We start from the raw sequence: 14,288 nt of genomic DNA on the forward strand, positions 1-14,288 counted from the left end.
CATGAAAAGGGTATGGAGGTTGTTGGATATTCTCCAGCTGAATAGCGATAAAAAAGATAAAAATTACACAGCGCGATCAACATCAAGTGTTGTTTTAGGTATGTAGGAGGATGTAATTAAATTATGATAGAAAAAACTATCGAAAAAAAGCCAGTAACTAAAGGTTTGTATATCATGCAAGGAGTTTTACTTATAGGATGGATCGCGTATTTAATTAGTTTCTATCTATTTTATAAAGAAGCCTACTTTTATGTGGATAAACGTTTGCCGATATTACTTAAAGTGCTGTCCTTTTTAAATAGTAATTGGAATGAGATGTTCATTTACTTTGTTTTAAGCTTCTTTTTATTCACAGGCACATTATTATTGAGCTATCTTTTATATTTTACCTATAAAAGTGCACAAGGTCCCAAGATGATCAATTTATTCTTGTTAGGTTTGAATATTTTATTATGTCTGTCTTTATTGATTAATATTAATGGCTTTCCATTTGCTGTCATTCTCATCTTAGCAGCAAGCTTGGTTTATATCATGTTGATTCTCAGCAAGTCTAAATTTGGTAAAGAAGTGAGTCAATATGAAGAAGGGGACGTCATCGAAATCAAAGGACCTTTTAACACACAAGAAGAAGCACAGGAAGAAGTCATACGTTTTTTAAAATCATGGAGCAAAGCAAAAGTTGTTTTAGATAAAGATATCTATTTAGATTCAGATAACAAATATTATGCTGATATTTTTGTAGAGGCAATCAAAGAATAGCATCGTAAACTTTTAATGTAAGGAGTAATCAAAATAATAGATGAAAACAAATAAATTTATATGTTTGGCTTTGCTGGCAGGGCTGTTTATGTTCTTATTTCCTACTTATTCAATGGCGGAGGATTCGGGTGAAACCTTAGGGTACGCTGTTACAGCAGTACCGAGTGGGAAACAAATTGATACGACAAAGACTTATTTTTATATTCAAACAACACCAGGGGAAGAACAAGAATTAGTTGTAAAAGTGAAAAGTACCCAAAAAGATCCGGTCAAAATCAAGGTTCGTATAGAGGATGCTTTTACTGGTGATAAGGGCACTCTTGAATATACAGCGGATAAAAAATTATTAGATTCAACACTAACTGATCCTTTAAGTAGTATTGTCAAAGTAGAGAATCCAAGTATCACAGTTGAAGACTTTGAAGAGGTGGAGGCGAAATTTACGCTTACCCCACCAAAGGAAAGTTATCCAGGTGTTAAAATGGGTGTGTTGGTTTTTGAATTAGATGAAGAGGATGATAGTGTTGTAGGGAATGGATTTGCTTACCGAATTGGATTTATAGCTTCGGAAACAGGTGAAGATTATGAAAATTCTCAGACACTGAACTTACTTGATGCAAAATCTGAGATTGTCCGAGGGAAAAAAATGATTTTAGCAACCTTGCAGAATCCAGAACCTAAAGTTCTTTCAAGATTAGCAATGACTGCTGATTTAAAAAATGTAAAAACGGGCAAGATAGTCAAACAGGTACAGGGTGAAAAATATGTTTTAGCGCCGAATAGTCGTTTTAACTTTGAGATGGATTGGGGAACTTCAGATATAGTAGCTGGTACGTATATGTTGTCTATAGTTGCTAAAAGTCCGTATAGTGATTGGAAATTTGAAAAAGAATTTACAATTACTGGTGATCAAGCTAGCAGTATGAATGAACAGAGTGCATTTAAGATTATTACACCGACGTGGATCAAGGTTGTTACGATTATATGCTTGATTGTCATGGTTAGTGTTACTGGGATGCTTCTAGTAAGAAGAAAAAAAATGGAAGCAGAATGGGAGCGAAGACGTAAGAGAAGGAAAAGGAAGAAAAAGAAAGAAGGGAAATAAATGAAGAAATTTACCATATGGTTATTTTTCTTAATGATAGTAAACGGGTTGTTTGTTGGTTCAACGGCCGAGGCAACGGTTAAATCAGTATCCACTGATGTGGGGATCGTGTTTACTGATGATCAGGAGCAGACGCCAATTGTACCTAAACTACCGTCGACTCCGGGTCCATATATACCCAAGCCGAGCCCAAGTGTTAAAGGAAACCTTCCTTCAATGGGGGATTTGATTACATCCCTCATTTGGACGCTCCTTGGTTGTGCGGTCTTGATTCTGTTTGTTGGAATCTTTAGTTTGAAAAAAATTATGTTAAGAATTGCTTAGGAGGAACAAAAACGAATGATTGATTATCTATGGCTCTTTATTTTGGGTGGTATTGCTATCCTAGCGCTAATTATTTTTTTGATTACTTTATCAAGAGATACATTTTTAATAAAAAAATTAAGAAAAAAGAAACTAAATTTTATTTTAAATTTCAGTTTACTTTTTACGACATTGACCTGTTTAGGCTTGATTGTTTACTTGTTTACCTTATTAAAAGAACAGATAGAAGTTTTACAATAACGATGATGAACAACTTATAACAATAACTCTCTCTTCAATTCATATCTATGCTCTCTAAGGATGGTATAAAAATGAAAAAAGCGATTTTGGCTACATTACTTTCAGCAACTGCATTAACACTATTGGCAGTACCAGCTGATGCTGCAACGAAAAAAACTGAAACTGACATTGGTGTTCAATTTAAATCAGATGATCCAACCGTTGAATCAGGTATGAAACCATACAGAAACAACTTATCTGTTGTGTTCAAACCATCAAGTTTCGAATTTGGTGAAGTGAAGTCTCAACCAGGTTCAATGATTTTGAATAATATTAAAGGTGCGAATGCTGGATTAGGTGAAAAGATTGATCCAAAAGGTTCATATTTAGTAGTTAATGATGATAGAGATATTACAAAGCAACCTAATGAAGAACTAGGTGCATGGACTTTAACTGCTCAATTATCAGAGTTGCAAACAGCTGATAAAACTGCAAAATTGTCTAATGCTAAATTAGACTTTAAATTAGACGGCTTAAAAAAATATGATATTAGTGCATCACCACTTGATAGTGAGAATGATTATATCCCTCTAAAACCTTGGGAATCTGATAAAGATTCGAAACCAGTAGTAACAGATTTTGCACCAGAGGATGTTCATGGTGTGGGAATTCCTGATGCTACAAAGGTACTTACATTAGAAGCTGGCGTTAATCAACAAGTGGCAATTCTTACAAAAGAAAAAGCTAATAAATATAACAAAGGGGTTATCACTTCAATTCGTGATGTGAAACTTTCTGTAATCGATGCAGACCAAAAAGATCAATCGTTCAAAGGAACTATTACTTGGACTTTAGATGATGCTCCAAAATTTGGTTAATACACACACATAAATCTAGAAAATAAAAATACACAATATAAAAAATAAGCATAGATATAGATTGATTAGAGAGTTATTGTTATGGGTTGTTCATTAAAATGAGTAAAGAATACAAAGTAAAAACAGATTCTAGACAAAGGAACTATTAAAAGAAAGTTGTGCGTAATATATGAAAAAAAGATTATTGCTTGGAGGGTTTATAACTGTTTTAATCGCGTGTATCTTTCCAATTGTTAGCTATTCGCAAGAACAGCCAAAAAATAATATCGAATATTTTTCATATGAGCTTATCTTTCCTAAGAATCAGCAAAATAGAAAACTTGGTTATTATGATCTTCTTGTGAAAAAGGGAGAGAAGCAAACGGTTCAGCTTAAGCTAAATAATAAGTCAGATAAACCAATGAAAATAGCGGTAGATTTAAATAGTACTAAAACCAATAGTAATGGCATCATCGAGTACGGCTCTAATGAACTAAAAAATGATAAGTCGTTAGACTATGATTTTCCAACGATAGTAAAAGCACCGGAGGAAGTACTGTTAGAGCCTAAAAGTAGTAAAGTGATCGATTTAGTCATTAATGTTCCAAAGAAGGCCTTTGAAGGGTATATTGCTGGTGGCATAAGATTACAACCAGTGAATACCGAAGAAGAGCCTTCAGATGAAGAAACAATGGTTAAAAATGAATTTGCTTATATCATCGGAATGCTGCTGAGCGAATCGAATGTTGAGAAAGTTGCTCCTGAACTAGAATTAAACGAAGTATATTATAAGCTAGAAAATGCAGAAGATAACCTGTTTATCGATGTATCAAATACCAAAGCGATTTTCATTGAAGACTTGGAAACAGTTATTACGGTAAAAGATGAAAAAACGAATAATAAGGTATTTGAAACTGAAAAAAGTAACATGAAAATGGCTCCAAATACAAAAATGCTGTTGAGAATCCCATTGAAATTTCCATTATATGATAAAAAAATGGACGCTGGCGACTATCTAGTCGATGTTCAATTCAAAGAAAAATCTGGGCTAAAGTGGTCATGGTCAAAGAAAATTAATGTGAAAAATCACAATGATAAACACAAGGATAGCCTTGAATCAGACAATACTGATTCAAGTAAAATCAGTATTATGTTTATTGCATTAATTGCTTTATTCATTGCTATAGGAGCTGTATTAGCTGGCTATTTTTACAAAAAATCACGTAAACCTAAAAAAAATGATAAGCGGAAAAACAAGATAAAAAGGAGTATTACCGAAAAAGAGCGTTAGCTTGAAAAGTGTTAAAAGGAGAGGTTTAGATGCAAATTATGAGAAAGTTATTAATAGGATCAGCCAGTCTAGTCTGTATGGTATCGACAGGACTCTTTTTTACTATAACAGCTGATGCAAACGAAAATACCGAAGTCTACGGTCCGATTAAAACAAGTGACATGTACAGCGATCCAACATTAGATGGATGGGTGGATGCAACAAGACAGTTTACAAGTGGAGGCCTTTCTTCAACTATAATCGATTCTACAAATACTATTGTTGTAAGTGAATATCCTAGGAGAGAGGCTTATATTAGTAATACGTTGTATGGTGGGGGAAGAGCTAAACCGGCAGCTGCAATGGATATATTGGCAATGTTGTCGGCGAGAAGAATTGATCTTCCGTACATTGCTTTTTATCCTGTATCTACAACTTCAAGTGGTCTTTCTTCTTATAATAGAGCAGAACTTGGAAGAGATCACAATGTCGGTAATTTATACACTAAAGACATGACTTCTTTAGGATTAGTAACTGCGATAAATAGAGATTTAGGTACATTGGAGGAAATTTCAACAGAGGCTCCAGCTGGAGGGAATATTGTTAAGGATGATACGTTTAAAGTGTATAGAAAAAGTTTGTCATGGATTGGGAATAGTTCGAACAGTGCTAGCATGTATATATATCAAGCTAAAATACATGGTCAATATCCTATAGAAGTAAAAATGACTTATTTACCTAATGAAGCTTCCGGTATGGTTCGGGTCATGTATGATATAACCAATCTAGGAACAGAACCGATTCCCGATTTTATGTTAGGCTTTAACTACTATCTAGCTGCAGCTGAGAATTCTTATGTTAATCAGAACTACACTCCATTGAAGAGAGCTGGTGTGTCTTACTTAGGGGGCAATCAAGGAGTTTATACAACTGCTCATAACGATACTTTTCGAGGGGAAGTTTATCCCAATATCAATCAAGATGGCGCGGCTAATTGGGCAGCCTGGGCGGAACCAAATACAGCTGCCGCCTCTAAACGAGATCTTAGTATGTTTATGAAAGGATTTACTGACCCTACAAATATTGATTCTACAGGAGACGAAGTAGGGGGACAACTTCCTAAAACATCCATCTCTAGCGCAACAGATACGACTTTGCCAATTATTAGTATGAAATGGACGCCTAAAACATTAGAGGTCGGTGAAACAAGACGACACACCTGGGGCTTTGCACCAGAAGTTAAGACCTTAGCACCTCGACTTATGGTTGAGGATAATCAATTGGAATATGAACCAGCAGTAGGAAATGAAAATAATGCTTTTGTGAATCTGAACTGGCGAAATTATAATGATGATGATACGACTACTCTTTATTATAGATTTAGTGAAGATGAAGCTTGGATAAAAGAAGAATTAACACAATATCCGAATTCGAACCTTGTCGGTACAAATATGTCGCATACGCTTGGATTAAAGTTAGCGCCGGATAAAGATTATAATGTAGAATTTAAGCTGACTGGTACGCCTAAAGGTGAAGATAGTACAATCATTCCAGTTCATTTCAAGTTTAAGGTACCTGATCCAAAAATAGAGAGCAAGGCGATCGTCAAAGAAGGAGCCAAAGAAGTAACGGACCTGTATCCAGGCGGGGATTTCTCTTACGAGTACTCCCTTAAAATGACTCAATTATACAGTACGTATACCAATCCTGAGTTTACGTTACCGTTAAATACAAAACTTATTAATCAAGCGAGTATCAAGAATATCAAGCTAACAAAAGTTGGCGGTGAAACAGTAGCGGGTTCATTTAGTGTTGCAGATGGAAAGATCAAGGTGAAGCTTGAAAATAGTATCACGATGGATGATCAATTGAAATTAACCTTTGATGCAACAATCATTGATGATGAAGGTTTGGTGGGCCAAACCCTAACCTTACAGCCGGAAATTACTGGTTTTGTCGGTGCGCTAGCTGATAATAGAGCCTATGCGATTCCAAAAGAAGAGATCGGCTCATTAACGCTTCCTATTAAAGAAGGAATGGCAGATGTTGAAATCAGATTTGTTGATGAAACAGGTGTCACAAAGCTGCATGAACCAATTATTCTCTCAAAAAAAATCGGAACAACAATTGACTTGACTAAAGAGCAAGAAATTTTAGATGCGATTCAGGCTGTTGAAGACAAACGCTATGAATTAGACGTAGATAAAAAGCCAGCGGGTGAAACAGCTGTACCTGTTGAAAAGGGCAATGCTGGTTACACGTATCCGTTTAAAGGTGTTCTAATGTTCAAATCAACACCTAGTACAATCAATTTTGGTGTTCAAAGACCATCGGTTACGCAAACGATTAATACGGATGATGTGAAATATGACATGCCGTTTGTAGTCTGGGATAATCGACAAGCTAAGAAAACCTGGCGATTAAAGGCGTCACTCGAAAAACCATTAACAAGTATTGATGGAAAAAATAGTTTACCGTATGCAATTCGCTATAAAAAAAGCAAAGATTCAGTTCCAGTCCCGCTTTCAGAAGAGTCATTGGTTGTACTTAGTCAGCAACATGAGGCACAAGTAAATGAATATGACGTTAGTAAAGGATGGGAAAATAAAGAAACTGGTTTAGAGCTAAACGTATTTAAAAACCAAATTGCTAGTAAATTAGGTGAGTATAGTACAACAGTTGTATGGGAACTAGAAGATGTACCTTTTTAGTAGTGATAAAAAAATAGAAGCAAGCGTAGTTTCAATAGTTACTATGAAATAAAAAGTAGCCATTGAGCCTTGCAGTGCCCCTTAAAAAAGCTAGATGTTCATCTAGCTTTTTTAGGCGTGGTTTAAGGTTTTATTCATGTGTAGATGTTGATTATTCGGTTATTGCTACTCTCAAAGGACTAGGTTAAAAATCAAAGAGTTATTCTCGAAAAATAGCAACCATACTCTATTTTTCAGCTTATTCAAAAAATCACATGAAATCTCAAAAAAACGCCCAACGAATCGAATTTTAATGATATAGTAATACTAGATGAAAAAGAATTGAGGACAAAAAGCATGATTGGTATTTATGATTACACAGTAATATTGACGTATGGAAATGCGGTCTTTTCGATCGTCGGTATGTATTTAGCATTGACACAGCATATCGCGGGAGCAATTATTTGTTTAGTTTTTTCAGGGATTTGTGATATGTTTGACGGCTTTGTTGCAAGCTTTAAAGACCGAACCAAAAGCGAGATGAATTACGGCATTCAGATCGATTCGTTAGCTGATTTGATCAGTTTTGGAGTTTTTCCTGCCGTTTTAGGCTATGCTGCGGGTTTGACGCAAGGAATTTATTTGCCCTTATTTGTATTTTATATTTTAGCAGCGCTGATTCGTTTGGCTCATTATAATGTGTCTGAGATGGAACGAAAAGAGTGTTCTAGCGGTTGTCGGGAATATTATGAAGGGTTGCCGGTCACGAGCAGTGCAGCGTTGATTCCGTTATTATTTTTGATCGCTGGCCGCTTGCATATTGAGTTTGTGCTTATATATCCTATTGCATTATTGGTTATTGGGTTTTTATTTATTTCAAAGGTGAAAATTAAAAAGATTGACCCGAGAAAGTTGATTTTTGGTGCTTTTTTAGGCGGACTTTTGGCATTTATCATCCGTTAAGAGAGCAAAGGAGTAAGTGATGGAAGGCAAATTCAAAACAATTGATAGTAACGAAAATAATAGCGTACTATTAACTTTTTTATACAAAACCATGATAGGGCGCGTTCTTTTAAAAGGGGTGATCCAAGCGCCAATCACGAAACTTGCGGGTCTTTATTTAAACAGCAAATACTCTACATTTATGATTAGCAAATTTATTCAAAAAAATCAGCTTCAGATGGACGCCTATGTGCCAAGAGAATATACGTCGTTTAATGATTTCTTTATACGGGAAATCAAAGCAGAAGCGCGTCCGCTAACGAAGGATAGCTCATTGCTTAGTGCACCTTGTGACGGCAAAGTGACCGTTTATCCGATCGATGAGCAGAGCACGTTTACGATCAAGCATTCAGAATACACCCTTTCAGAGCTGTTTGATAGTGCAGATCTAGCCCAAGAGTGGCAAGAGGGCTGTGCTGTGATTTTTCGTTTAACGCCAGATGATTATCATCATTACTATTTTATTGATGATGGGATCATTTGTGAAAGGAAAAAAATCACCGGCTTGTTTCATACCGTTCAGCCGATCGCGGTGCATAATACGCCAGTTTTTTCCCGCAATGCCAGAGAAGTAACGATCATTGAAACAGAACATTTTGGAAAGATTGCTCAAATCGAAGTCGGTGCATTGATGGTTGGAAAAATCAAGAATTTAGAGGGTTCAGAACAGTGTCAGCGTTTTGAAAAGAAAGGCTGGTTTGAATTTGGCGGCTCCACTGTGATACTGATTTTTCAAAAAAATAAAGTAGTGATCGACCCGGAACTTTATACAAACACAGAAAACAATTTAGAAACACTAGTTAAATTTGGACAGACCATTGGAAAAAGAGGAAGTGACGCATGAATAAGCTAGCATTTTTAGTGATCGCGCTATTATTTATCTTAGGGAATTTTTACATAGGAAGAAAAGTTCTGCTGGTATTGACTCATTTCTCGTCTTTTAAGCATACCTTTGTGTTGTGGGGGCTGATCGTATTTTTTACGTTAGCTTCATTGTTGACGATGTTGTTGTTTGATAATAATGTGGGGCGCTATGTTGGGAAAATCGGAAGCTATTGGCTAGGTGTTTGGTTTTTGGCAGTCGTTATTTTTGGCTGTATGGATCTGCTTTTAAAAGTTGTCGGGAAAATCACTCAGCTACAACCCAAAACGATAGACCTTGCTTGGTTGAGCGCCGTCGTAGTGGTCGCTGTTTTATTTTTTTATGGTTCTTGGCATGCACAACAGATCCAAACGAAACGCTACAATGTAACGATTGATTCAACTGTGAGCGATCAGCAGCAAAAAATGAATGTTGTTATGATCAGTGATGTTCATTTAGGCTATGTCAATGACGAAAAAAAATTAAAAAAAATCGTAAATAAAATCAACCAGTTAAAACCAGATGTAGTGTTTATTGCAGGTGATTTATTTGATGGGAATTATCAAGCTTTACAAAATACGGCTGGCATAAAAAGACAATTTGAGCGCTTAGAGTCGACCTATGGCACCTATATGTGTTGGGGCAATCACGATGCTGGGGAAACATTTGAACAAATGAAGACTCTAGTAGAAGAAGCTGGAATCATGTTGTTAGAAGATAAAATGACAGTGATAGGCGAAGAGCTATTGATAGTTGGGAGAAAAGACAGCCGTCCAATCGGTGCTCAGGATGGTGCGAGAAAAAGTATTCAAGAACCGTTTAAGAAAGTTGGAGACGAGCTGCCTAAAATCATTTTAGATCACCAGCCTTCAAATATTGATGAGTACCATCAGGCGAATGAATTGATTTTGTCTGGTCATACGCATCAAGGACAGATTTTTCCTTTTAGTTTAGTCACAAATGCTTATTTTACTGTGGACTACGGCTACTATCGTAAAAATGAACACAGTCCTCAGGTGATTGTTTCTTCTGGCGTGGGGACCTGGGGACCGCCGCTTAGAATCGGCACGCAAAGCGAGATCGTTCAAATCGAATTAACAATCAACTAAAAGTGGTTGGGTCATGACTCGTAGAGTTGTGTCTCAGTCGCTTCTTTGTTTTTCTTGAACAAAAAAGTGAAAAACGAACAAATTTTCGTATATTATTACTGACCGATTCTTGATAAAATGATATGATGAGAGAAACGATTCTAAGACGAAAGAGGAGGATCTAATGAAAGTATTGCATACCGCAGATCTACATTTGGATCGATCTTTTGAAGGACTAAAGAATATTCCTAAGCAACTGGCGGAACGCCTACAGCTAGCAAACCAAACCACTGTAGCAGCAATTGTCGATGCGGCAATCGACAATCAAGTGGATTTAGTCATTTTTGCTGGGGATACGTTTCACCAAAGTCGTACATCGATCCGAACACAAGCCTTTTTTATAGATGAAATGAAACGATTAGCACAAGCCAAGATTCCTGTTGCGATGACCTTTGGGAATCACGATTATTATGTTGCAGAACGCTACTGGTTTGACTTTCCAGATAATATGATTCTTTTTCAAAAAGAGCAGATAGAGACGCATTATTTGATGACAAAGAATCAAGAAAAAGTGGCTATTTCCGGTTTTAGCTATGAGCATTCATGGATCAATGAGAACAAAGTGGCAGACTTTCCAGCCAAAGATGTGAATGCTGACCTTCATATCGGGATTTATCACGGAGATACGGCGAACAATGGGCAGCAAAGCTATGCGCCATTTTCTTTCAGTGAAATGAAAGCCAAAGGTTATGATTATTGGGCATTGGGGCATATCCATCAGCCGCAGGTAGTCAGTGCAGATCCGTTGATCGTGTATCCTGGAACCCCACAGGGACATACTAAAAAAGAACGTAGTGTACAGGGCGTTGCTATTGTTTCGATCGCTTCGGGTCATGCAACGGTCCATTTTGAGCCGGTGGCACAGGTTGTTTGGCAGGTAGAAGCTCATTCATTGAAGCTGACAACGAGTTTACAAGAGGCTTTGACCATTTTGACCAGAAATCTTTTAGATAGCTATAAAGAGCCTACACGGCTGATTTTGAAAGAGGTTCAATTAACTGAAACAGAACACTTAGGAGAAGAATTTCAGCGCTCCTATGAGAATGGGGAGCTGCTTGCATATTTACAAGCAACTTTATTAAGCCAAACGAATCAAGAACTATTTTTATTCCAGATAAAACTTGGAACACATAGCGCCGAAGAAAAAGCATTGATCACAGCTGCTCCAGAGTTACTGCAGCAACTTGAAAAAAATTATCTGCAATCAGAGATATTTTCAAATACTTTGCAGGAGCTAACACAAAATCCTGCGTTCACTTCAGTTGTTCCTATTGATAATGATTGGCGCGAGCGCAGTATCGAAGAGGCGGATCAAAAAATCAAAGAAGATTTTGTCATTCAGGAGGATCAGACATGAAACTCATTGCTATAGAGCTTGTCGGTTTTGGCAAATGGCAACAGCAAAGGATCGAATTTTTACCGCAAAACCAACTATTATTTGGTGCAAATGAAGCGGGCAAGTCAACGATCTATCAATTTATTCAAGCGATGTTGTTTGGCTTTCCACCAAAAGGCAAACGAAAAAAAGATTACCAACCCAAAAATGGCGCCGCGTATGGTGGACGCTTATGGTTCTCTCACCCAATTTATGGTGAGGTTCAAGTAGAACGATTTAAAGGACAAAACAAAGGACAAGCTAAAGTCTATTTTAACGATCAAATTGGTGATGAGTCTACTTTGAAAAAGATGATTCATCCATTAACAAAAGAACTATTCCAGGCTGTTTTTTCGATTCAGCAAGAGCAGCTTACGCAATTAGAAAAATTAACAGAAGAAGAACTGCAGACGTCCTTATTATCTTTAGGTCTATCAGGTAGTCAACAACTATTAGTGCGTAGAGATGAATACTTTAAAACAGCTCAAACCCTTTATAAAGGCAAAGGGACTCAACCGCCGCTCAATCAAAAATTAACGATGTATCAAGAATTACAACAAAAAATCAATGACAAGGAACAGCAGGAACGTCCTTTCCAAGAAGTGATTGCATCATTGGCAGAAACAGAGCAGCAACTTTCAAAGCAGCATTTATTGGTGCAACAAACAAAAGAACAGTTGGCGTTTGTTGAAAAGCAAGTCATGAATTTGCCTTTATATGAAGAGTTGCAGTCGATCGATCAGATAGGTGAGGCACCAGTTATCAAACTGGAAGATCAGGAAAAACTACTGTCGTTTTATCAGCAGCACCGCTTTTTAAGTGAAGAATTGACTCGCTTAAATCAAAATCTAGGCGTACAGGGTGAACATGAGGAGCAACAAGAAGACTATCAGTTTTATCTTGAAGAGGAAGACAACCTCAAACAATTGCTAAATCAACGCTATACAATCGATAAACTACTTGCTGAGATTGAGTGGATGACCCTGTCATTGGAACAAAATCAACAAGAAATGCAGTCATTAGAACAGCAATGGGGCTGGTCTCAACAGACCCCGCCTCAATTTGCACTGGAAGAACAAGAAATCACTGAAATGAGAGAAGCGATAGTTGCTCGGTCTGTTAAATTACAGTCTACACAAACAGATCTACAATTATTAGAAGAAGAGATCGCCACACGTGAAGAGAATTTGAGTACCTTTGAAGCGCTCAACAAAGAAATGTTCCATAAAGGGCGACAAACAAAACAAAAAACGACCAATCTCCTTTTCAGCATGATCGCGAGCGTTATCATACTTCTTAGTTTCTTTTTACCTACTCCTTTTCGATATGCTGGAGTTGGCTTAGGTGTAGTGTTCTTGCTTGTTGGAGTGCTGCCGCTTTTTTATCAGCCGAAGGAAGCGTATAAAAATGAAAAACGTCAGTGGCAGGAAAAGCTTTCTCAGCTGGATTATTTAAATGATCAACGTATAAAAATAAAAACTGCTATAAAAGAAATTCATGAAGAAGAGCAGAAAATGACCCGATTTATTGCTCAAAAAGTCAAGGAAAACCATTTAGGTCGAATGGATCAAGTAGAGTTTTGGCTCAATCATCGAGGAGATATTACTCGCTATTTAATTTTGATCAACACCAATCAAGAGCTTGAACATCAATTACTGGAAGATCAACAGCAGATGGCAGAACTGGCGCAACAAACGGAACGTTTTACTGCACGCTTACCGATTTCAGGTAGACCTTTAGCAGAACGGATCGCACTCATCAGCCACTTTGTCGATCAAATGGAAAAGATTCGATTTGCCCAAGAATATCAAGCAGATGCATACACTAGACAGACGATTCGAGAAGTCAAAGAAAAGCAGCAGTTGGTTAATGAGCAAGCTGTACCGTTGCTGCGGCGTTTCCAGATTGCTGCGATCAATGAAATACCCGATAAGCTGAAACGCTATCAAAATACCACTGCAAGCCAAAAAAGAAAACAAGAATTACAAACAATGCTGACAGGTCTATTTGATGAAGAGCTAGATATAAAACAACTTCCAGCTGAAAGACAGACCTTAGCGACAGCTTTGAACGAAGCTGAAGAACAGCTTTTAGAGCTGCAGAAAAAAGAACAAAAACTACTTTATCAACAGAAACAAATGCTGGCAGACGGCACATTAGATGAGCTTTATCAAGAGCAAGCCGCATTAAAAACAGAAATCGAAGAATTGGCGTTAGAATGGTCTGGGTATCAATTAGCGGGGCAGTTGTTAATGGATTTATTGACCGAGTTATCAGAAAAACAATTACCGAATTTATTAAAGAAAGCCACAGATTATTTCCAACTGTTGACTCAACGATCCTATCAGTCGATTCAATTAGAAGCAGAGCAATTAATCGTGATTCGTAAAGACGGTCAGCGCTTTTTATTGCATGAATTATCGACTGGAACCAAAGACCAAGTTGTTATGGCTGTTCGTTTCGCTTTTTTATATTTACAAAAGCAGCGCAACCTGTGTCCGATCATGATTGATGACGGCTGGCTACATTATGATAGTCAGCGGAAGCAGCAGTTGGCAGAATTATTTGCGATTTTTTCTGAACATCAGCAAGTCATCTGTTTTTCTTCTGATAAAGAAATGGTAAGCTATTATCAAGAGCTGAAACAACCGATTATAGAACTAGAAGGAGTGTAAGG

General features: G+C 37.1%; 12 protein-coding genes. All 12 read left to right on the top strand.

Annotated features, from left to right (window positions below; all coding sequences use genetic code 11):
- Nucleotides 1-123: 123 nt before the first annotated feature.
- The 12 genes from BCR25_RS15235 to BCR25_RS15290 all read left to right on the top strand — a co-directional run bounded on the left by BCR25_RS15235 (nucleotide 124) and on the right by BCR25_RS15290 (nucleotide 14,286).
- Entirely contained in the window at nucleotides 124-759 is a 636-nt protein-coding gene (locus tag BCR25_RS15235; RefSeq protein ID WP_069664439.1) for a hypothetical protein, read from the top strand.
- Nucleotides 760-799: 40 nt separating this feature from the next.
- Nucleotides 800-1,864, top strand: coding sequence for a WxLIP family cell surface protein (locus BCR25_RS15240; protein ID WP_069664440.1), 1,065 nt, complete (start codon nucleotides 800-802; stop codon nucleotides 1,862-1,864).
- Nucleotides 1,865-1,897: 33 nt separating this feature from the next.
- Complete coding sequence (locus tag BCR25_RS15245; RefSeq protein ID WP_139124601.1) at nucleotides 1,898-2,188, top strand: hypothetical protein; 291 nt, start codon at nucleotides 1,898-1,900, stop codon at nucleotides 2,186-2,188.
- Between the two features lie 15 nt (nucleotides 2,189-2,203).
- A complete protein-coding gene (locus BCR25_RS15250; RefSeq protein ID WP_069664442.1) occupies nucleotides 2,204-2,428 on the top strand; it encodes a hypothetical protein in 225 nt (74 codons plus the stop codon).
- A gap of 71 nt (nucleotides 2,429-2,499) precedes the next feature.
- The gene (locus BCR25_RS15255; RefSeq protein ID WP_069664443.1) at nucleotides 2,500-3,285 is read left to right on the top strand and encodes a WxL domain-containing protein; all 786 of its coding nucleotides are present in this window, start codon (nucleotides 2,500-2,502) and stop codon (nucleotides 3,283-3,285) included.
- Nucleotides 3,286-3,454: 169 nt separating this feature from the next.
- The gene (locus tag BCR25_RS15260) at nucleotides 3,455-4,555 is read left to right on the top strand and encodes a DUF916 domain-containing protein (RefSeq protein ID WP_069664444.1); all 1,101 of its coding nucleotides are present in this window, start codon (nucleotides 3,455-3,457) and stop codon (nucleotides 4,553-4,555) included.
- A 29-nt stretch (nucleotides 4,556-4,584) separates the two neighbouring features.
- Nucleotides 4,585-7,245 carry a hypothetical protein gene (locus BCR25_RS15265; RefSeq protein WP_069664445.1) on the top strand — a complete coding sequence of 887 codons (2,661 nt, stop codon included), beginning with the start codon at nucleotides 4,585-4,587 and terminating at the stop codon, nucleotides 7,243-7,245.
- A gap of 336 nt (nucleotides 7,246-7,581) precedes the next feature.
- Nucleotides 7,582-8,187 carry a CDP-alcohol phosphatidyltransferase family protein gene (locus tag BCR25_RS15270; protein ID WP_069664446.1) on the top strand — a complete coding sequence of 202 codons (606 nt, stop codon included), beginning with the start codon at nucleotides 7,582-7,584 and terminating at the stop codon, nucleotides 8,185-8,187.
- A 19-nt stretch (nucleotides 8,188-8,206) separates the two neighbouring features.
- Nucleotides 8,207-9,070, top strand: a complete 864-nt coding sequence (locus BCR25_RS15275; protein ID WP_069664447.1) for a phosphatidylserine decarboxylase — start codon at nucleotides 8,207-8,209, stop codon at nucleotides 9,068-9,070.
- A complete protein-coding gene (locus tag BCR25_RS15280; RefSeq protein ID WP_069664448.1) occupies nucleotides 9,067-10,197 on the top strand; it encodes a metallophosphoesterase in 1,131 nt (376 codons plus the stop codon). Before BCR25_RS15275 ends, BCR25_RS15280 begins: the two co-directional genes overlap by 4 nt.
- A 163-nt stretch (nucleotides 10,198-10,360) precedes the next feature.
- Complete coding sequence (locus BCR25_RS15285; protein WP_069664449.1) at nucleotides 10,361-11,593, top strand: metallophosphoesterase family protein; 1,233 nt, start codon at nucleotides 10,361-10,363, stop codon at nucleotides 11,591-11,593.
- The gene (locus BCR25_RS15290) at nucleotides 11,590-14,286 is read left to right on the top strand and encodes an ATP-binding protein (protein ID WP_069664450.1); all 2,697 of its coding nucleotides are present in this window, start codon (nucleotides 11,590-11,592) and stop codon (nucleotides 14,284-14,286) included. The genes BCR25_RS15285 and BCR25_RS15290 overlap by 4 nt, the downstream gene beginning before the upstream one ends.
- Nucleotides 14,287-14,288: the final 2 nt, after the last annotated feature.

This window comes from Enterococcus termitis, assembly GCF_001730305.1.
In the GTDB taxonomy this organism is placed as follows: domain Bacteria; phylum Bacillota; class Bacilli; order Lactobacillales; family Enterococcaceae; genus Enterococcus_L; species Enterococcus_L termitis.

Bases quoted from the DNA above. Each gene is read 5' to 3' on its own strand.
- BCR25_RS15245 (WP_139124601.1), top strand. From the start codon at position 1,898: ATGATAGTAAACGGGTTGTTTGTTGGTTCAACGGCCGAGGCAACGGTT.
- BCR25_RS15240 (WP_069664440.1), top strand. From the start codon at position 800: ATGAAAACAAATAAATTTATATGTTTGGCTTTGCTGGCAGGGCTGTTT.
- BCR25_RS15250 (WP_069664442.1), top strand. From the start codon at position 2,204: ATGATTGATTATCTATGGCTCTTTATTTTGGGTGGTATTGCTATCCTA.
- BCR25_RS15285 (WP_069664449.1), top strand. From the start codon at position 10,361: ATGAAAGTATTGCATACCGCAGATCTACATTTGGATCGATCTTTTGAA.
- BCR25_RS15255 (WP_069664443.1), top strand. From the start codon at position 2,500: ATGAAAAAAGCGATTTTGGCTACATTACTTTCAGCAACTGCATTAACA.
- BCR25_RS15265 (WP_069664445.1), top strand. From the start codon at position 4,585: ATGCAAATTATGAGAAAGTTATTAATAGGATCAGCCAGTCTAGTCTGT.
- BCR25_RS15280 (WP_069664448.1), top strand. From the start codon at position 9,067: ATGAATAAGCTAGCATTTTTAGTGATCGCGCTATTATTTATCTTAGGG.
- BCR25_RS15270 (WP_069664446.1), top strand. From the start codon at position 7,582: ATGATTGGTATTTATGATTACACAGTAATATTGACGTATGGAAATGCG.
- BCR25_RS15275 (WP_069664447.1), top strand. From the start codon at position 8,207: ATGGAAGGCAAATTCAAAACAATTGATAGTAACGAAAATAATAGCGTA.
- BCR25_RS15260 (WP_069664444.1), top strand. From the start codon at position 3,455: ATGAAAAAAAGATTATTGCTTGGAGGGTTTATAACTGTTTTAATCGCG.
- BCR25_RS15290 (WP_069664450.1), top strand. From the start codon at position 11,590: ATGAAACTCATTGCTATAGAGCTTGTCGGTTTTGGCAAATGGCAACAG.
- BCR25_RS15235 (WP_069664439.1), top strand. From the start codon at position 124: ATGATAGAAAAAACTATCGAAAAAAAGCCAGTAACTAAAGGTTTGTAT.